General features: G+C 72.8%; 15 protein-coding genes and 1 tRNA gene. 10 read left to right on the plus strand and 6 right to left on the minus strand.

The window, feature by feature from the left end:
* Positions 1-224: 224 nt before the first annotated feature.
* The 4 genes from AB0D49_RS27380 to AB0D49_RS27395 all read left to right on the plus strand — a co-directional run bounded on the left by AB0D49_RS27380 (position 225) and on the right by AB0D49_RS27395 (position 3,225).
* Positions 225-665, plus strand: coding sequence for a hypothetical protein (locus tag AB0D49_RS27380; RefSeq protein WP_362762062.1), 441 nt, complete (start codon positions 225-227; stop codon positions 663-665).
* A gap of 379 nt (positions 666-1,044) precedes the next feature.
* Positions 1,045-2,256, plus strand: coding sequence for a helix-turn-helix domain-containing protein (locus AB0D49_RS27385; RefSeq protein ID WP_362762064.1), 1,212 nt, complete (start codon positions 1,045-1,047; stop codon positions 2,254-2,256).
* 178 nt (positions 2,257-2,434) lie between these two features.
* Positions 2,435-3,037 (plus strand): oligoribonuclease, encoded by a 603-nt coding sequence (orn, locus tag AB0D49_RS27390; protein ID WP_362762066.1) that lies wholly within the window; start codon positions 2,435-2,437, stop codon positions 3,035-3,037.
* Between the two features lie 115 nt (positions 3,038-3,152).
* Positions 3,153-3,225 (plus strand) — tRNA-His (locus tag AB0D49_RS27395).
* Between the two features lie 229 nt (positions 3,226-3,454).
* Here the strand turns inward: AB0D49_RS27395 and AB0D49_RS27400 are convergent.
* The gene (locus tag AB0D49_RS27400; RefSeq protein WP_362762068.1) at positions 3,455-4,510 is read right to left on the minus strand and encodes a LacI family DNA-binding transcriptional regulator; all 1,056 of its coding nucleotides are present in this window, start codon (positions 4,508-4,510) and stop codon (positions 3,455-3,457) included.
* A 393-nt stretch (positions 4,511-4,903) separates the two neighbouring features.
* On the opposite strand from AB0D49_RS27400, the gene AB0D49_RS27405 reads away from it, so the two are divergent.
* The 4 genes from AB0D49_RS27405 to AB0D49_RS27420 all read left to right on the plus strand — a co-directional run bounded on the left by AB0D49_RS27405 (position 4,904) and on the right by AB0D49_RS27420 (position 9,949).
* A complete protein-coding gene (locus AB0D49_RS27405) occupies positions 4,904-6,217 on the plus strand; it encodes an extracellular solute-binding protein (RefSeq protein ID WP_362762070.1) in 1,314 nt (437 codons plus the stop codon).
* A gap of 5 nt (positions 6,218-6,222) precedes the next feature.
* Entirely contained in the window at positions 6,223-7,236 is a 1,014-nt protein-coding gene (locus AB0D49_RS27410) for a sugar ABC transporter permease (protein WP_362762140.1), read from the plus strand.
* Between the two features lie 10 nt (positions 7,237-7,246).
* A complete protein-coding gene (locus AB0D49_RS27415) occupies positions 7,247-8,158 on the plus strand; it encodes a carbohydrate ABC transporter permease (RefSeq protein ID WP_362762072.1) in 912 nt (303 codons plus the stop codon).
* Positions 8,159-8,458: 300 nt separating this feature from the next.
* Positions 8,459-9,949 (plus strand): GH1 family beta-glucosidase, encoded by a 1,491-nt coding sequence (locus AB0D49_RS27420; protein WP_362762074.1) that lies wholly within the window; start codon positions 8,459-8,461, stop codon positions 9,947-9,949.
* A 214-nt stretch (positions 9,950-10,163) separates the two neighbouring features.
* Here AB0D49_RS27420 and AB0D49_RS27425 read toward each other — a convergent pair whose 3' ends face one another.
* Together AB0D49_RS27425 and AB0D49_RS27430 are read right to left on the minus strand one after the other, a co-directional pair.
* Positions 10,164-11,567, minus strand: coding sequence for a HAMP domain-containing sensor histidine kinase (locus tag AB0D49_RS27425; RefSeq protein WP_362762076.1), 1,404 nt, complete (start codon positions 11,565-11,567; stop codon positions 10,164-10,166).
* Positions 11,564-12,268, minus strand: coding sequence for a response regulator transcription factor (locus AB0D49_RS27430; RefSeq protein WP_362762078.1), 705 nt, complete (start codon positions 12,266-12,268; stop codon positions 11,564-11,566). The genes AB0D49_RS27425 and AB0D49_RS27430 overlap by 4 nt, the downstream gene beginning before the upstream one ends.
* A 110-nt stretch (positions 12,269-12,378) precedes the next feature.
* Here AB0D49_RS27430 and AB0D49_RS27435 point away from each other — a divergent pair, with 110 nt between their 5' ends.
* A complete protein-coding gene (locus AB0D49_RS27435) occupies positions 12,379-12,927 on the plus strand; it encodes a hypothetical protein (RefSeq protein WP_362762079.1) in 549 nt (182 codons plus the stop codon).
* Between the two features lie 305 nt (positions 12,928-13,232).
* On the opposite strand, the gene AB0D49_RS27440 is transcribed toward AB0D49_RS27435, so the two are convergent.
* On the minus strand, positions 13,233-14,108 hold the full coding sequence (locus AB0D49_RS27440) for a fused MFS/spermidine synthase (RefSeq protein WP_362762081.1): 876 nt from the start codon (positions 14,106-14,108) through the stop codon (positions 13,233-13,235).
* 103 nt (positions 14,109-14,211) lie between these two features.
* Positions 14,212-14,652, minus strand: a complete 441-nt coding sequence (locus AB0D49_RS27445; RefSeq protein ID WP_362762083.1) for a hypothetical protein — start codon at positions 14,650-14,652, stop codon at positions 14,212-14,214.
* Between the two features lie 276 nt (positions 14,653-14,928).
* On the opposite strand from AB0D49_RS27445, the gene AB0D49_RS27450 reads away from it, so the two are divergent.
* A complete protein-coding gene (locus tag AB0D49_RS27450) occupies positions 14,929-16,332 on the plus strand; it encodes a tetratricopeptide repeat protein (protein WP_362762085.1) in 1,404 nt (467 codons plus the stop codon).
* 643 nt (positions 16,333-16,975) lie between these two features.
* Here the strand turns inward: AB0D49_RS27450 and AB0D49_RS27455 are convergent.
* On the minus strand, positions 16,976-17,569 hold the full coding sequence (locus tag AB0D49_RS27455; RefSeq protein WP_362762087.1) for a histidine phosphatase family protein: 594 nt from the start codon (positions 17,567-17,569) through the stop codon (positions 16,976-16,978).
* Between the last annotated feature and the right edge of the window lie 262 nt (positions 17,570-17,831).

A 17,831-nucleotide genomic window follows, 5' to 3' on the forward strand; every position in this document is an offset into this window, starting at 1 on the left:
AGGGTACGGCGGCACGCCTCCTTCGCCCAGATCCCGCACGGCTGCCCGGCGGGTTTCGTGGAGCATGCACGAGGGGGCGCCCGTCACGCAATGGTTGCTGCCCCGTACAGGCGGTTTGCACAGGATTCACCGCGCGGGAGGGTGATCGCCCGGCCGCTCGCTGACAGTGACCCTCCCGGGACGCGGGCGTTGAAATGCGTGAACCACGCCACAGGGAGCACGCCATGTCCGTACCCCGCACCGCCCCGACCGCGCACCGCGCCCCCGGCGGGGAGCCGCCCCGGACCCCGGCCCCGCAGGACCCCCCGGCCGGTCCCGACCCGCTGACCGACCCGGCCGGGGACGTGGTGCGCTGGGCGGTCTTCAGCTGTGCCCTCGTCCCCTTGGTCCTCCTCTGGTACGGCACCTCGCTGGCCGGCGCCGCCGGTACGGCGCTGGGGCTGGCGGCGGTCACCGCGGTGTGCCGGCTGCTGCTGCGCCGGGCCGAGCGCTGCGCGGCGCTGACCGGCGACGACCCGTCGGGACACCACCCGGATCCGCACCCGGTTCCGCACCCGGGACACCACCTCGGACAGCGCGCGGGGCATCACGCGGGGCAACACGCGGGACACCGTGCGGAGTCGCACCCGCAGCGGCGCAGGGGCGGAGACCGTTCCTCCGGCTGACCGGTTTCCGCACCCCGGTCCATATCTTTTCAGCCAACTTCTGCATGCGGTACATCCACTGGTCTTGATACCCCCCACGCACCGTTCCACCTGCACGGAAAGGGTCTCAGCCAGCCTCCGCACCCTACGCGGATTGGCCACCGCGACAAGGCGCACTTCCCTGTACGTCGCGGGAGTGCAACGCTTCGTGATCGAATGCTTTACGCCAAGTTGCCAAGTCGACCCTCCGTAGGGGTGCCAATCCGGTCACCTCCGCGGCGCGGGACGCAGTAGATTCGATCTTGACTGTCGTATGGCGGGGGACTCGTGCAGGACCAAGGGGAAACGTGCAGGAGCGACACAACCGAGGAGCCGCGACCACCGAGGGGGGCTTAGCAGGATGAGCCACGACTCCACTGCCGCGCCGGAAGCCGCGGCCAGGAAGCTGTCCGGGCGACGGCGCAAGGAGATCGTCGCGGTGCTGCTGTTCAGCGGCGGCCCCATCTTCGAGAGTTCCATACCACTGTCGGTGTTCGGGATCGACCGCCAGGACGCCGGCGTACCGCGCTACCGACTGCTGGTCTGCGGGGGCGAGGACGGCCCGCTGCGGACCACGGGGGGCCTGGAACTCAGCACACCGCATGGCCTGGAAGCGATCGCACGGGCGGGCACGGTCGTCGTACCGGCCTGGCGCTCGATCACTTCCCCGCCGCCGGAGGAGGCGCTCGACGCACTGCGCCGGGCGCATGAGGAAGGCGCGAGAATCGTCGGTCTGTGCACCGGCGCCTTCGTCCTCGCGGCGGCGGGCCTGCTGGACGGCCGCCCGGCGACCACACACTGGATGTACGCGCCGACGCTGGCCAAGCGCTATCCGTCCGTCCATGTCGATCCCAGAGAACTCTTCGTGGACGACGGCGACGTACTGACCTCGGCGGGCACCGCCGCCGGAATCGATCTGTGTCTGCACATCGTGCGCACCGATCACGGCAACGAGGCCGCCGGGGCGCTCGCCCGCAGGCTGGTCGTACCACCGCGCCGGAGCGGAGGCCAGGAGCGCTACCTGGACCGCTCTTTACCAGAGGAGATCGGCGCCGACCCGCTGGCCGAGGTCGTCGCCTGGGCGCTGGAGCACCTCCACGAGCAGTTCGACGTGGAGACACTGGCGGCCCGCGCCTATATGAGCCGCCGTACGTTCGACCGCCGGTTCCGGTCGCTGACCGGCAGTGCGCCGCTCCAGTGGCTGATCACCCAGCGGGTGCTCCAGGCGCAGCGGCTGCTGGAGACGTCGGACTACTCGGTGGACGAGGTGGCCGGACGCTGCGGCTTCCGCTCACCGGTGGCGCTGCGCGGTCACTTCCGCAGGCAGCTCGGTTCGTCGCCGGCCGCCTACCGGGCCGCGTACCGCGCCCGTCGGCCCCAGTCGGACAAGCAGTCCGACCAGGACCACGGGTCACCGCCGCCGGGCCCGCCCACGCACTCCCCGCTCTCCGCGCCGCATGCCCTGCATCCGGACGCGGTGCCGCTCCAGACCCGCCGCACCCCGGCGGGGGCGGGCGCGATGGGCGGAGGGTCGCCGCTGGCGAGCCTGCCGGGCCAGCGCAGCGGGATGTGACGGCCGGACCGTGAGCGCGGGCTCGCGCTGAACGGTGGATCAGTGGAGGGGAGGGACCCGGCGGTCCCTCCCCTTCGCCGTGCGGTGCGGCGCGCGCAGCGTCCGGGCCGACGTCCGGGCCGACGTCCGGGGCGACTCGGGGGACCGTATCCGCCCATGTCGGCCGTAGGGTGGTCGCATGAACGATCGCATGGTGTGGATCGACTGCGAGATGACCGGCCTCTCGCTGTCCGACGACGCGCTCATCGAGGTGGCCGCCCTCGTCACCGACTCCGAGCTGAATGTGCTCGGCGACGGCGTGGACATCGTCGTCCGTCCGCCGGACTCCGCCCTGGAGACGATGCCGGAGGTGGTGCGGGAGATGCACACCGCGTCCGGGCTGCTCACCGAACTGCCCGGCGGCACCACGCTCGCCGACGCTGAGGAACAGGTCCTCGCCTATATCCGCGAGCACGTCAAGGAGCCCGGCAAGGCGCCGCTGTGCGGGAACTCCGTCGGCACCGACCGGGGCTTCCTGCTGCGGGACATGCCGACCCTGGAGGGCTATCTGCACTACCGGATCGTGGATGTCTCCAGCGTCAAGGAGCTGGCCCGCCGCTGGTATCCGCGGGCTTACTTCAACAGCCCCGAGAAGAAGGGCAACCACCGCGCCCTCGCCGACATCCGCGAGTCGATCGCGGAGCTGCGCTACTACCGCGAGGCGATCTTCGTACCCCAGCCGGGACCCGACTCCGACACGGCCAGGGCGATCGCCGCGCACCACGTCCTGCCTGCGCAGTAGCCGGGCGGCGGGCCTTTTCCGGGGCCCCGGAAAAGCCGGGCGCGAGCACCCCCTCGGACCCTGTACACTTTTTCTCGGCCGGTCGGAGAGACGCCAGTCTCCAGCGCCGGTCATGGTGGGTGTAGCTCAGTTGGTAGAGCACCTGGTTGTGGTCCAGGTGGCCGCGGGTTCAAGTCCCGTCACTCACCCTCACCGACCAAGGGCCGGTCCGAGACATCGGACCGGCCCTTGGTGCGTCTCCGTCCCGTTCGCCGCAAGGAGTGTCCCGTGATCATCCCGTTCCTGGTGGGGCAGCTCGTCGTGGCGGTCCTCATCGCCGCCGCGGCCTGGATCGGCACCGAGTTCTGCCACGAGGTCCGGGCCCGGCGTTCCGCGCGGTAGCGCGGCAAACCGGTCCGGCGGTCGCGGCGGACGAGGTCAGGACGACGTACGGGCCACCAGTTCCGTCGCCAGGACCACCTGGTGGTGGGCGCGGGGGGACGGCGGGGCCGGGCGGCGGGCCGCTATCTCGGTGAGCAGCAGGTCGATCATGCTGCGGCCCATCTCCTCGATGGGCTGGCGGACGCTGGTCAGCGGCGGGTCCATGTGGCGGGCGATGGCCGAGTCGTCGTAGCCGACCAGGGCCACATCGTCCGGGATGCGGCGGCCCGACTCGCGCAGCACCTGGCGGGCGCCCGCCGCGGTGACGTCGGAGGCGGCGAACACCGCGTCCAGATCGGGGCGGCGGGCCAGCAGCGCGGCCATCGCGCGGGCACCGCCGTCCTCGGTGAAGTCGCCCTGTTCCACGAGGAGTTCGTCCGGTGGGCGGCCGGTTTCACGCAGGGCGTCGCGGTAGCCGTCGAGGCGGCGCTGGGCGCCGTAGACGTCGAGGCGGCCGGTGATGTGGGCGATGCGGGTACGGCCCCGGGCGAGCAGGTGCTCCACCGCCGAGCGGGCGCCGCCGTAGTTGTCGGAGTCGACGGAGGGCAGCGCCTCGGCCGCCGAGCGCGGGCCGCTGATCACCGCGGGGATCTCCAGCTCGGCCAGCAGATCGGGCAGCGGGTCGTCGGCGTGCACCGAGACCAGCAGGACACCGTCGACCCGGTGGGCGGCGAGGTACTGGGCGAGCCGGGCGCGCTCGCGGTCGCTGCCCGCGAAGATCAGCAGCAGTTGCATCTCGGTCTCGGCGAGTTCGGCGCCCACCCCGCGCAGCATGTCGGAGAAGTACGGCTCGGCGAAGAACCGGGTCTCCGGCTCGGGGACCACGAGGGCGATGGCGTCGGTGCGGTTGGCGGCCAGCGCGCGGGCGGCGGTGTTGGGGACGTATCCGAGTTCGGCGACGGCGGCCTCGACGGCGGCGCGGGTGGCGTCGCTGACCCGGGGCGAGCCGTTGATCACGCGCGAGACCGTGCCGCGGCCCACGCCCGCGCGTGCGGCGACCTCCTCAAGGGTCGGCCGCCCGGCCCCTCGGCCGCGCGTTCCCTGGCCTGCCATCGGCTGCCCTCCCGTCGGTCACTGGCCTGGAATGTAACAGTGGCGCCGGTCACCCGGGGGGTACGGGCCACGCCCACACCCCTTACGGTGTCCTCCCGCCGCCCCCACACCGGCCCGATACGGTCCCCGTACCGCCGAGTTAACGGGCCGATAACTGAACACAGCTCGGCGTGTGCGGTCCCTTGACACCCCCGCCGGGAGCCACGACCCTTCAACACATCATCGATGGGAGCGCTCCCACGCCTCCCACGACAGCTGCCCCATACACATCCCGCACTCAATCCCGCACGTTCCCCGCCCGCGCCGCAGCGAGACGTACGCAGGACGTACAACGGGCCCGAGCAGCGTTTTCCGGCCGGGGGGTCGGCACGTCAGGGCAACAGGAGGACGCACATGCGAGCACCTTCCCGGATCCGCCGCCAGGCGCTGGTCCTCGCGGCCGTCGCGTCGCTGGGCGCCGGTCTGCTGGCCGGCTGTGCCGACGACGGCGACAACGAGTCGGACACCTCGGACGGCGGTGGCGGCAAGACCACCATCACACTGGGGCTGTTCGGCGCGATGGGCTTCAAGGAGGCCGGTCTCTACGACGCGTACATGAAGCTCCACCCCGACATCACCATCAAGGAGAACGTCACCGAGCGGAACGAGAACTACTATCCGGCGCTGGTCAACCACCTCACCACCGACAGCGGGCTGATGGACATCCAGGCCGTCGAGGTCGGCAATATCGCCGAGGTGGTGAACACCCAGTCGGCGAAGCTGCTCGACCTGTCCACCTACGGGAAGAAGGGCGACTTCCTGGAGTGGAAGTGGCAGCAGGCCACCACCCAGGACGGCCAGACCATCGGGCTCGGCACCGATGTGGGCCCGATGGCCATCTGCTACCGCAAGGACCTCTTCGAGGCGGCCGGACTGCCCTCCGACCGGGCGGAGGTGGGCAAGCTGTGGGCGGGCTCCTGGGACAAGTTCATCGAAGTCGGCCGCCAGTACCAGGACAAGGCGCCCGACGGCACCACCTTCCTCGACTCCCCCGGCGGCCTGGTCCAGGCGATCCTGGGCAGCGAGACCGAGCGGTTCTACGACTCCTCCGGCGAGGTCGTCTACAAGACCAACCCCGCGGTGAAGGCCGCGTTCGACCTCACCGCGCGGGCCGCCGAGGACGGACTGGTCGGCAACCAGACGCAGTTCCAGCCCGCCTGGGACACCACCATCGCCAACAGCAAGTTCGCCGCGATGTCCTGTCCGCCGTGGATGCTCGGCTACATCAAGGGCAAGTCGAAGCCGGACGCGGCCGGGAAGTGGGACGTGGCCGCGGCGCCGCAGGCCGGCAACTGGGGCGGTTCCTTCCTCGCCGTGCCCAAGTCCGGCAAGAACACCGAGGCCGCCGCCAAGCTCGCCGCCTGGCTGACCGCGCCCGAGCAGCAGGCCAAGCTGTTCGAGGTGCAGGGCAGCTTCCCGAGCGCCCCGGCCGCGTATGAGATGCCCGTCGTAAAGAACGCCAAGAACGAGATGACCGGGGACGCGCCGATCGGGGCCATCTTCGCCGAGGCCGCCAAGAACAGCCCGGTGCAGGTGATCGGCCCCAAGGACCAGATCATCCAGCAGGGCCTCACCGACAACGGGGTCATCCTGGTCGCCCAGGGCAAGTCGGCGAAGGACGCCTGGGAGACCGCCGTGAAGACCATCGACAACAACCTGGACCAGTGACCGGTATGACCACCCGGCACGACACCGCCACCGCGCCCCGCTCCGAGGAGGGGGGCGCGGCCCCGGCCGGGCCGGACCCGGACGCCGAAGCCCGGCGCCGCGCCCGGCTGTCCCGGCGCTGGCAGCGGGACCGCACCTGGAGCCCGTACGCGTTCGTCTCGCCGTTCTTCCTGCTGTTCCTGGCGTTCGGGCTGTTTCCGCTGCTCTACACCGGGTGGGCCTCGCTGCACCAGGTGGAGCTGACCGCGCCGACCGACATGGACTGGGTGGGGCTGCGCAACTACACCCGGATCTTCGACGACGACTTCTTCTGGAACGCGGCCCGCAACACCCTCACGATCGGGATCATCTCGACCGTGCCCCAGTTGCTGATGGCGCTGGGGCTCGCCCACATCCTCAACTACCGGCTGCGGGCGTCCACCTTCTACCGGGTCGTGATGCTGGCCCCGTACGCCACCTCGATCGCCGCCGCGTCGCTGGTCTTCGTGCTGCTCTTCGGCCGGGACTACGGGATGATCAACTGGGCGATCGGGGCGATCGGGATCGATCACATCGACTGGCAGAACGACACCTGGCCGTCCCAGATCGCCGTGTCGACCATCGTGATCTGGCGCTGGACCGGGTACAACGCGCTGATCTATCTGGCCGCGATGCAGGCGATCCCGAACGATCTCTACGAGTCGGCGGCGCTGGACGGGGCGAGCCGCTGGCAGCAGTTCCTGCATGTGACGCTGCCGTCGCTGCGCCCGACCATTCTGTTCACTTGTGTCGTTTCGACCATCGGAGCGTCGCAGCTGTTCGGTGAGCCACTGCTGTTCGATGCGAACAAGGGCGCGTCGGGCGGCTCCCAGCACCAGTTCCAGACGCTCGGGCTGTATCTGTACGAACAGGGCTGGATCAACCAGCACCTGGGCCGGGCCTCGGCCATCGCCTGGACGATGTTCCTGATCCTGATCGTGATCGGCATCGTCAACTACGTCATCTCGCGCCGGCTGCGCGCCAGTAGTGCCAGTGGTTAGGAGACCGGCCGTGACGACGACACTGACTCCCCCGGAGCAGCCGCGGCCCGCCGTGCGCGAACGCCCCGCCCGGCGGCGGTCGAAGGCGGCCCGCGCGGGCGGCCAGCTGCACGCCGGGCCGATCGCCTATGTGGTGCTCGCGCTGTTCACCGTGGGCTCGCTGTTCCCGCTGGTGTGGACGGCCATCGCCGCCTCGCGCGACAACCAGCGGCTCGCCGAGACCCCGCCGCCGTTCTGGTTCGGCGCCAATCTGCTGGACAACCTGGAGACGGCCTGGACGGACGCCAACCTCGGTGAGGCGTTCCTCAACACCACGGTCGTCGCCGGGATCGCCTCCGCGGCGGTGGTGTTCCTGTCGACCATCGCCGGGTTCGCCTTCGCCAAACTGCGGTTCCGGGGGCGGGGCGCGCTGATGCTGATCGTGATCGGGACCATGATGGTGCCGCCGCAGCTCAGTGTGATCCCGCTGTACATGATGGTCGCCGAGCTGGACTGGACCGATCAGCTCCAGGCGGTGATCCTGCCGTCGATCGTGAGCGCGTTCGGCGTGTTCTTCATGCGCCAGTATCTGATCTCCGCGCTGCCGGACGAGCTGATCGAGGCCGCCCGGGTGGACGGCGCGAGCAGTTGGCGGGTGGTGTGGCACATCGTGTTCCCGGCGGCCCGTCCGGCGATGGCCGTGCTGGGCATGCTGGTGTTCGTCCAGACCTGGAACGACTTCCTGTGGCCGTTCCTGGTCCTCACCCAGACCGGCAACCCGACCGTGCAGGTGGCCGTGGCGGGGCTGGGCCGCGGCTATACGCCGGACCAGTCGCTGATCATGGCGGGGGCGCTGCTGGGCACGCTGCCGCTGCTGCTGGTGTTCGCGGTGTTCGGCAAGCAGATCGTGGGCGGGATCATGCAGGGGGCGGTGAAGGGCTGAGGTGTGCTTCGGGGGTGGGGGCCCTGGGGGGCCTTCCCGGGGCGGGGCTCCTTCGCCGGGCGGGAGTGGGGGCCGTTCCCGGTGAGGGGCCGAGCGGTCCCGTCCCCGTCTCTCCCTCGTCCCGCCGCCCGGCCACCCTTGTCCTGCCGTTCTTGTCCTGCCCTCAGGCCCCGATTCCTTCCCGGTCTCCTCCTTGTCCCGGTCCCCGTCGTCCCGACCTTCTATGGGAGCGCTTCCATGTCATCCATGCCGTCCATGTCATCCATGTCGTCAACATCGTCGACACCGTCAATGTCGTCCATGTCTGCGTCCGGATCACCGGCCCCGTCCGGGTCCCCGTCAGGGTCCCCGGCCGAGTCCGTCGCGGTGGGGAGCCCGGTCGTCTTCCCGGCCGGGTTCCTGTGGGGGGCCGCCACGTCCGCGTATCAGATCGAGGGCGCGGCGCGGGAGGGCGGACGTACGCCGTCGATCTGGGACACCTTCAGTCATACGCCGGGGCGTACGGCGGGAGGTGAGCACGGGGACGTGGCCGTCGACCACTACCACCGCTACCGCGAGGACGTGGCGCTGATGGCGGACCTCGGGCTGAACGCGTACCGGTTCTCGGTGTCCTGGCCCCGGGTGCAGCCCACCGGACGGGGGCCGGCCGTGCAGGTGGGGCTGGACTTCTACCGGCGGCTGGTGGACGGGCTGCTGGCGCGGGGCATCAAACCGGCGGTCACGCTCTACCACTGGGATCTGCCGCAGGAGCTGGAGGACGCGGGCGGCTGGCCGGAGCGGGAGACCGCGTACCGGTTCGCCGAGTACGCGCGGTTGGTCGGGGAGGCGCTGGGCGACCGGGTGGAGCAGTGGATCACCCTGAACGAGCCGTGGTGCAGCGCGTTCCTGGGGTACGGCTCGGGCGTGCACGCGCCGGGCCGGACCGATCCGGTGGCCGCGCTGCGGGCCGCGCACCATCTCAATCTGGCGCACGGGCTGGCCGCGTCGGCGCTGCGGTCGGTGCTGCCGGGGCACGACACGGTCGCCGTCAGCCTCAACTCCTCGGTGGTGCGTCCGCTGTCGGGGGACGCCGCCGATCTGGCCGCGGTCCGGCGGATCGACGACCTGGCCAACGGGGTGTTCCACGGGCCGATGCTGCACGGCGCGTACCCCGGGACGCTGCTGGAGGCGACCTCGGCGCTCACCGACTGGTCGTTCGTCCGGGACGGTGACCTCGCGGCGATCCATCAGCCGCTGGACGCGCTGGGGCTGAACTACTACACGCCCGCGCTGGTCTCCGGGCCGGTGGCCGGTGCGCCGGGGTCGGGTGCGCGGGCCGACGGTCATGGCGCGAGCGCGCACTCGCCGTGGCCGGGCGCGGACGACGTGGTGTTCCATCAGACGCCGGGCGAGCGCACGGAGATGGGCTGGACCATCGACCCGGGCGGGCTGCACGAGCTGATCATGCGGTACGCGCGGGAGGCGCCGGGGCTGCCGCTGTACATCACGGAGAACGGGGCCGCGTACGAGGACGCGCCGGGGCCGGACGGCCGGGTGCACGACCCGGAGCGGATCGCCTATCTGCACGGCCATCTGTCGGCGGTGCGCCGCGCGCTGACGGACGGCGCCGATGTGCGGGGCTACTACCTGTGGTCGCTGCTGGACAACTTCGAGTGGGCGTACGGCTACGGGAAGCGGTTCGGCGCGGTGTACGTGGACTACGCGACGCTGGAGCGGACGCCGAAGTCCAGTGCGCACTGGTACGGACAGGCGGCGCGGACCGGGGTCCTGCCGGGGGTGGGCGCGGTGTAGGGGCCGGGTGGGGAAGCGGGGCGCGACACCGGTTGGGGGGGAAGGTGTCGCGCCCCGTCGACTCCCCTCGGGGTCCGGGCGTGTCAGGGCGCCTTAGCCAGGGGAGGTCGGGGCGCCGAGGCGATGCCCTCTTGGGGGAACGGGACCTACGCTAGCCAAGCGGAACCGGGCAAATCGCTTGTACCGGGCGGGGGTCGGCATCCTTAGGGTGGGCTTAAGGAAGGGATCGGGGCCGGTTAAGCGAAGGCACCAGCCGCCGGGGGCGGCGTCTGCGCACCCCGCCGCGGTGGCCCCGGCGCTCGGGGCGGCGCCCGTCGAGCTGGATCCAGATCCGCACCTCGGTGCCGCCCAGCACGGAGGAGCCGATCCGTACGTCCCCGCCGGTGGACTCGGCGAGGCGGCGCACGATGTCCAGGCCGAGCCCGGTCGACCCGTCGCTGCCCGAACCCCGCCCCCGGGCCATCGCCCCCTCGGGATCCTCGATACCGGGCCCGGCGTCCGAGACCAGCACGATCACCGCGTCCTCCCCGTTGTGCAGATCGACCGCGAAGGCGGTGCCCTCCCGGGTGTGCCGGAAGACATTGCCGAGCAGCGCGTCGAGCGCGGCGGCCAGGTCGGCCCGCGCCACCGGTATCCGTACCGGTGTCTCCGCTCCCGCCACCCGCCACTTGCGGCCCTCGTCCTCGGCGAGCGCGGACCAGAACGCCATCCGCTCGCGCACCACCTCGGCCGCGTCGCACCCGGCGCCCGGTCCGGCGGCGACGGTCTGCGGCTTGGCCTCCCGGGCCGTGCGGATGATGGTGTCGACCTCGCGCTCCAGTTGGGCGACGGCCGCGCGGGTCTGGTCGGCGGCGGGGCCCTCGCCCAGTGAGGCCGCGTTCAGCCGCAGCACGGTCAGCGGGGTGCGCAGCCGGTGGGACAGGTCGGCGGCCAGCTCCCGTTCGTTGGCCAGCAGTTGGACGACCTGGTCGGCCATGGAGTTGAAGGCGACCGCCGCGAGCCGCAGTTCGGTCGGGCCCTCCTCCGGGACGCGGGCGCCGAGTCTGCCGTCGCCGAGTTCGCGGGCGCCCGCCACCAGCCGCTGGGCGGCGCGGACCAGCCGGGCGCCGAGCCGGTCGGCGACCGCGACCGAGCCGACGATCAGGGCGAGACCGACCCCGGCGAGGACCGCCCACGCCGTGCGCACGCCCCGGCCGACGGCGGCGTCGGCCACGAACACCTCGACGACGGCTATCTGGCCGGAGCTGAGGGCGACCGGCTGGAGCAGCGCGGAGCCGTCGGGGACCTCGGCGGTGGAGGCGCGGCCCAGGCTGCGGGTGGCCTCGATGTCCTCGGGCAGCGCGCGCTGCATACCGATCCCGGCCGTCGCCGTGCCGCTCTCGGTGGGCAGGTGGACGGCCATCCGGTCGCCGGAGCCCGCCGAGGCCATCGCCAGCTTGAGCTGCTCGCGGTCGGTGGTGATGGACAGCGCGGGGGCGATCTCGGCGGCGTCCCGTTCGGCGTTGGAGAACGCGCGGTCGCGGGCCATCTCCTTGATGACCAGGCCGAGCGGTACGGCGAACGCGACCACGACCATCGCGGTGACCGCCAGGGAGACCTTGACCAGTGCCCATCTCATCGCGGCGGCTCCGCTCCCGGTGGTTCCAGCTTCACTCCGACACCGCGCAGGGTGTGCAGATAGCGCGGCCGGGCCGCGGTCTCCCCCAGCTTGCGGCGCAGCCAGGACAGATGGACGTCGATCGTCTGGTCGTCGCCGTAGGACTGCTGCCAGACCTCCGCGAGCAGTTCGCGCCGGGGCACCACCACGCCGGGGCGGCCGGCGAGGAAGGCCAGCAGGTCGAACTCCCGGCGGGTCAGGTCGAGTCGCTCGCCGTCCAGTTCGGCCTGGCGGCGCAGTGGGTCGACGGTCAGCCCGCCGACCCGCAGCACCGGCGAGGGCGGTGCCTCGCCCGCCGTGGCCCGGGAGCGGCGCAGCACGGCGGCGATCCGCGCGGACAGGTGCTCCACGGAGAACGGCTTGGTGAGGTAGTCGTCCGCCCCGTCGTTGAGCAGCCGCACGATCTCCGTCTCGTCGTCCCGCGCGGTGGCGATGATGACCGGGACGTCGGTGATGCCGCGGAGCATCTTCAGCGCCTCGGCGCCGTCCAGATCGGGCAGTCCGAGGTCGAGGATGACCACGTCGAAGCGGAAATGGGCGACCTCGCGCAGCGCCTCCAGGGCTGTCCCGACGCTGCGCACGGTGTGCGCGGCGTCGGTCAGATGCCGGATGAGCGCCGAGCGTACGAACTGGTCGTCCTCGACCACGAGCACACTTGCCATGCGCGGCACCGTACGCCATACGGACGACACGCATCCGGCGCCTGTGGACAACTCCCGGGTTGTGGACGGGGGCGGGACACCACCGGGGCGGGTGGGGCAGGATGACCCCGATGCTCCGAGGACTCGTACACGTACTGGCTTGGTCGCTCGCCACGGGCGCGGCGGTCACGCTGTCCTGGTGGGGCGTCCACACGGTGATGGTCGCGACGGCCTACGACCCGCCGCGCGCCCTGCCGCTGGCGGTGTCCGCCGAGTCCGGCGGGGGGACGCCGTCGCCGGACCCGCCCGCCACACCCGAACCGCGCGCCGACAGCGCCCCGTCCACCGCCCCCGGCGAGCGCCCGGCCCCCGCGCGGACCCCGCGCTCCGCCTCCCCCACGCCCACCACCAGCGCGCCCGCCCCGAGCCCGCCGTCGACGAGCCCGCCCGCCGTGTCCGACACGGTCAAGAGCTTCGACACCGAGGGCGGCCGGGCGGTGTTCGCTATCGGCGCCGCCTCCGCGACCCTGGTGTCCGCGACCCCGGGCCCGAACTGGTCGATGCAGGTATGGAAGCTGGAGACCTGGATACGGGTGGAGTTCTCGTCCGGCGCCGAACGGGTGTCGGTCTTCTGCACCTGGCACGACGGACCGCCGCGGGTGGAGGTGGGGACGTACTAGCCGCGGGGCGTGGGCCGTTGGCCGTTCGCGTCCCGGCCATGGGGTAAGCTGATCACAGAGCAGCCCACCGGAACTCCGGGAAACTGCCTCTGCGTTGGTGGTCCAAGGAAAGACGCCCCGCTTCCTGCGGGGAAATGCAGGTGCAAGGCCTGCCCGGCGCTCCAGACGAAAGACCCCGCCCCGCGGCTCACGCGGGACGGGGTCTTTTGCGTTGCCCCGCCATATGGCCGGGGTTCAGCGGAACTCCAACGGCCCTCATGTATGGGGGTTAAGCGGAACACCCGACGGCCCTCATGTATGGGGGTTCAGCGGAACACCGACGGTGGGGGCGCCGGTGAGGCGACCGCCGCCGCGTCCGTCACCGGGCGGGCGCCACCCGTGAAGTCGGCCAGCGCCCGACCGCGTTCGACCCGGGCGGGGTGCGGGTCGGAGGCGGCGCGGCGGGTGAGGTCGGCCAGCGGCAGGGGATGGTCGGAGGCGACCAGCACGGCGTTGCCGAAGCGTCTGCCGCGCAGCACCGCGGGGTCGGCCATGAGGGCGAGGTCGGTGAACCGGGCGGCGGCGGTGGCGATCTGGCCCCGCAGATGGGCCAGCGGCGGACCGTCGGCGAGATTGGCGGCGTACACCCCGCCGGGGCGCAGGGCACGGCGGATCTCGTCGAGGAACTCGGTGGAGGTCAGATGCGCGGGGGTGCGGGCGCCGCTGAACACATCGACCAGGACGAGATCGGCCCAGCCGTCGGCGACCTTGGCGAGCCCTTCACGGGCGTCCGCCGACCGCACCCGGATGCGCGCGCCGGGCGGCAACGGCAGTTCGCGCCGGACGAGCTGTACGAGAGGGGCGTCCCGCTCGACGACCTGCTGGGTGGAGCGGGGGCGGGTGGCGGCGAGATAGCGGGCCAGGGTGAGGGCGCCGCCGCCGAGATGCACGGCCCGCAGGGGAGCGCCGGGCGGGGCGGCGAGGTCGATGACATGGCCCAGGCGGCGCTGGTACTCGAAGGACAGGAACGTGGGGTCGTCCGGATCGACGTGGGACTGCGGGGCGCCGTCGATCAGCAGGGTCCTCGCGCGGGGCCGGTCGCGGTCCGGGATCAGCTCGGCGAGTCCGCCGTCGACGGGCTCGACGACCGCCCCGGCGGGTCGGCGCCGGGTGCCGTTCCTGGACTGTGCCGACTTCCCCATGGGCCCATTGTCACAGGGGGCCGGGGGCGGCGCCCGCGCTGGGCGCCGGATCACGGGGTCGCGTCAGGGGCCGTCGGGGTTGCGTCGGGGTCCCGGTTCGCGGTCAGCGGCAGTTGTCGGCCGCCTCGATCAGCCGGGCCGCCTCGCCGAGGGCGGCGCGCAGCACGGCGGGGTCGGTGGCGAGATCGCTGCCGTGGCCGGTGTCGGCGGGCGGCAACAGCCAGCCGGAGCCCTCTACGGGGGGTTCGGGCGCGATCCGCAGACCGCGGCCGTCGGTCTCCGTACAGACGGAGCCGGGGACGTCCCAGGCGGCGGCGGTGCCGGGCGGGACGAGGAAGCCGAGGGTGTCGCAGCCGTCGTCGTGCAGGACCGGCCCGACTCCGTCGCGGGCGCCCCGGCGCAGGATGTCGACCGCCTCAAGACCCTGCCGCGCGGGGACGGTCACCAGATCCCACGCGGCAGGCGGTCCGCCAGGGGCACCGCACAGCCCGCGCGCACCGCGAAAATCGGTACTCTGCCTGATCTCCATCCCGGCCTCCACCACGAACCTCCTTGGGCATGCGGTCGGGAGTCGGGGGCTCCCGGTCCGCGTGTTCAACGCCGCTCAGGCGTCAACGGCTACGCCGGAAGTGCGCCGCAAAGGATGGCAGTTCATGGCAGATCACGGATGAGATATCCGGTTTGTAGCCAAACACAGCGTGGCGGACCGGGCACAACGGGTACCTTCATGCCGCCGGACCACAAGGGCACCAACCCGACAACCGGGTCAACGCCACTCGAATCCGGCAGGGTTCGACGGTTCGCATGAGAGGACCCGGCCATGACGTCGTCAACGGTGACCTCGTCCCAGCCCGATCGGCCGGCCCGGCCGAATCCCGCCTTCAGGCGGCTACGGGGACGGCGCTCGCCCGCCGAGTTCGCGGCGGAGGTGCGGCGCGCCGCGCGGGAGATCGGCGAGCAGGTGAGCTGTGACGCGCGGTACATCGGCCGGGTCGAGGCGGGTGAGATCCGCTGTCCCAACTACGCGTACGAGCGGGTGTTCCTGCACATGTTCCCCGGCCGCACGCTGACCGATCTGGGCTTCGCTCCCCGCTCGTCCGTCCGCGGCCGGGGCGCGCGCAGGACGGCGCCGCAGGCACCGCCCGCCGGTCCTGCGCGGGGGACACCGGGCGACCCGTCCGACCGGCACCACGACTACGAGGAGAGCGACGTGCTGCGTCGCGCATTCATGACCGGCGGGGGCGCCACCGTGGCCGCCGCCTCGCTGGGTCCGCTCGCCCTGGCCCCCGACGCGCTCGCCGTACAGCACACCGCGCGGCGGGCCGGATCGAGCGAGGCGGGCGCCCTGGAGGAGGCGGTCCGCCGTATCCGGCTGCTGGACGACCGGCACGGCGCCGACGGCCTCTACCGGCGCGCCGCCGCCCCGCTGCGGGCCGCCTACGCGCTGCTGGACGCCGGGGCGACCCGGCAGACCACCACGGACCGGCTGCACGCGGGCGCCGGGGAACTGGCGATCTCGGTGGGCTGGCTGGCGCACGACTCGGGACGGTTCGACGACGCCCGGTCGCACTACGCGGAGGCACTGGCCACCGCGCGGGTCTCCGGCGACCCGGGTCTTGAGGCGCACGCCTTCTGCAACACGGCCTTCCTCGCACGGGACGCCGGGCGCCCGCGCGAGGCCGTGCGGGCGGCGCAGGCGGCCCAGCGGATCGCCCGGCCGCTCGGTTCGGCACGGCTGATGTCGCTGCTCGCGCTGCGCGAGGCGGGCGGCTGGGCGGGGCTCGCCGACCGCACGGGCTGCGCCCAGGCCCTGGCCCGCGCGCAGGCCCTCTTCGAGCGGGGCGACTCCCCGGCCGATCCGGAGTGGATGAGCTTCTACGGGGAGGCCGAGCTGGAGGGGCTGGAGGCGCAGTGCTGGTCGACGCTCGGCGACTGGGTCCGCGCGGCCCGGCACGCCCGGCGCGCCGCCCACCTCCAGGACCCGCACTTCACCCGCAACACCGCCCTCTACACCGCCGAACTCGCCGACGACCTCGCGCGCGGGGGCTGCCCCGACGAGGCCGCCCAGGCCGGACTGAAGGTGCTGGAGCTGCTGGAGCAGGTCCAGTCGTCGCGTATCCAGACCATGCTGGCCGGTACCGCGCGGGTGCTGCTCCCGCACCGGCGTGCCTCGGGCGTGTCGGACTTCCTGGACCGGCACGCGTCGCTGCCGCGGGGGGTGTGAGGGGGCACCCGCGCGGGCGGGGCCGCGCCCGGCTGAGTGGGTTCCGGAGCGGTCGACGGCGGCTGCTCCCTGCGGGGGCGGGGCGAGGTGGCGACCCTGACGCACGCCTCGGTCGAGCCGGGAGGGCCTCTGGGGGGCGCGGGCGAGGCGCCGGGCACCCCGCCACACCGGCACCCGTCAAGGGCCGCCCGCGCGGGCGGGGGCGAGGCGAGGAAGACGGCGTACGCAAGGTTGGCGCTGACGGGCCGCCCGCGCGGGCGGGGCGAGGCGCGCAATCGCTGTACGCCGCACTCCGTACCCGCGGGCCGTCCGCGGGGCGAGAGGATGCGAGGCTCCACCTTGCCTCCGAGGCAGGGTGTCCACATGGGGCCGCCCGCGCGGGCGGGGGCGAGGCGGGCCCGAGCCCAGGGCCGTGCACGGTGATCCGCGGCGCGCCCGCGCGGGTGCGTCGTCACCGCTGTGTGGGTGTCCGACCCCACGAGGGCCCCTGCGCGGGCACACAAGTCCACGCCGCTCGGGCCGGCCCCCAGGCCGGGCCGCCCGCACAGGCGCGCGGGTGCGAGGCGAACCGCGCCAGGAGATCGATCGACCCGCCAGGGGCGCCCGCGCGGGCGCGGGCGAGGTGGGCCGCCTCACCTGCCTCCTAGCCCATATGGCCGCGGTCGTTCCAGCTGTCGATCGCCGGGTCGCCGTAGGCCCAGCCCAGGATGGACAGGGACGTGGGGGCCAGGCGGATGCGGGCGGCGAAGTCGAGGGGGAGGCCGAGCCAGCGGGCGCCGAGGGCGCGCAGGATGTGGCCGTGGGCGAAGACCAGGACATCGCGGTCGGCGGAGCGGGCCCAGGCCACGATCTCGTCCGCGCGGGCGGTCATCGCGGCGACGGTCTCGCCGTCCGGGACGCCGTCGCGCCAGATCAGCCACCCGGGGCTCACGGCCTGGATCTCGTCCGGGGTCATGCCCTCATAGGCCCCGTAGTCCCACTCCAGGAGGGCGTCCCAGGGGGTGGCGCGGTCGCCGAACCCGGCGAGTTCGCAGGTCTCACGGGCCCGGACCAGGGGGCTGGTGCGGACCTCGGCGCCGGTGAGGCCCGCGAAGGGCGGGCGGTGCAGGCGCTCCCCCAGCAGCTTCGCGCCGCGCCGGCCCTCGTCGAGCAGCGGGACGTCGGTCCTGCCGGTGTGCTGACCGGCCAGCGACCATGCGGTCTGTCCGTGCCGGGCCAACAGGATGCGCGGTGCCATGGGGGCCTTTCGTCTCGGGTCGTCTCAGGTCGTCTCAGATCGACTCAGGTGCTGCCAGGTGGTCTCAGGGGCGTCTGCCTGAGTCCCGGGCGGTGTCCCGCCGGTGTCGGTCGGGCGTCCTGGTGGGGTCGCGGACCTTTCCCGGGGCGGACGTCCCCGGGACGCCCCTCCATCATCGCCCACGCCTGAGGAGCGCAACCCGGTGGGCGATCTCTGCGTCTATCCGGGCTGGAGCGCCCCATCGGAGCCGCGGGTGTACGCC

It is taken from the genome of Streptomyces sp. NPDC048290 (assembly GCF_040652095.1).
Lineage (GTDB): Bacteria > Actinomycetota > Actinomycetes > Streptomycetales > Streptomycetaceae > Streptomyces.

Coding starts and splice junctions, on each gene's coding strand:
- AB0D49_RS27440 (WP_362762081.1), bottom strand. CDS start 14,108: ATGGGGAAGTCGGCACAGTCCAGGAACGGCACCCGGCGCCGACCCGCC.
- AB0D49_RS27380 (WP_362762062.1), top strand. CDS start 225: ATGTCCGTACCCCGCACCGCCCCGACCGCGCACCGCGCCCCCGGCGGG.
- AB0D49_RS27455 (WP_362762087.1), bottom strand. CDS start 17,569: ATGGCACCGCGCATCCTGTTGGCCCGGCACGGACAGACCGCATGGTCG.
- AB0D49_RS27400 (WP_362762068.1), bottom strand. CDS start 4,510: ATGGCAGGCCAGGGAACGCGCGGCCGAGGGGCCGGGCGGCCGACCCTT.
- AB0D49_RS27450 (WP_362762085.1), top strand. CDS start 14,929: ATGACGTCGTCAACGGTGACCTCGTCCCAGCCCGATCGGCCGGCCCGG.
- AB0D49_RS27430 (WP_362762078.1), bottom strand. CDS start 12,268: ATGGCAAGTGTGCTCGTGGTCGAGGACGACCAGTTCGTACGCTCGGCG.
- AB0D49_RS27420 (WP_362762074.1), top strand. CDS start 8,459: ATGTCTGCGTCCGGATCACCGGCCCCGTCCGGGTCCCCGTCAGGGTCC.
- AB0D49_RS27410 (WP_362762140.1), top strand. CDS start 6,223: ATGACCACCCGGCACGACACCGCCACCGCGCCCCGCTCCGAGGAGGGG.
- AB0D49_RS27425 (WP_362762076.1), bottom strand. CDS start 11,567: ATGAGATGGGCACTGGTCAAGGTCTCCCTGGCGGTCACCGCGATGGTC.
- AB0D49_RS27435 (WP_362762079.1), top strand. CDS start 12,379: ATGCTCCGAGGACTCGTACACGTACTGGCTTGGTCGCTCGCCACGGGC.
- AB0D49_RS27405 (WP_362762070.1), top strand. CDS start 4,904: ATGCGAGCACCTTCCCGGATCCGCCGCCAGGCGCTGGTCCTCGCGGCC.
- AB0D49_RS27385 (WP_362762064.1), top strand. CDS start 1,045: ATGAGCCACGACTCCACTGCCGCGCCGGAAGCCGCGGCCAGGAAGCTG.
- orn (WP_362762066.1), top strand. CDS start 2,435: ATGAACGATCGCATGGTGTGGATCGACTGCGAGATGACCGGCCTCTCG.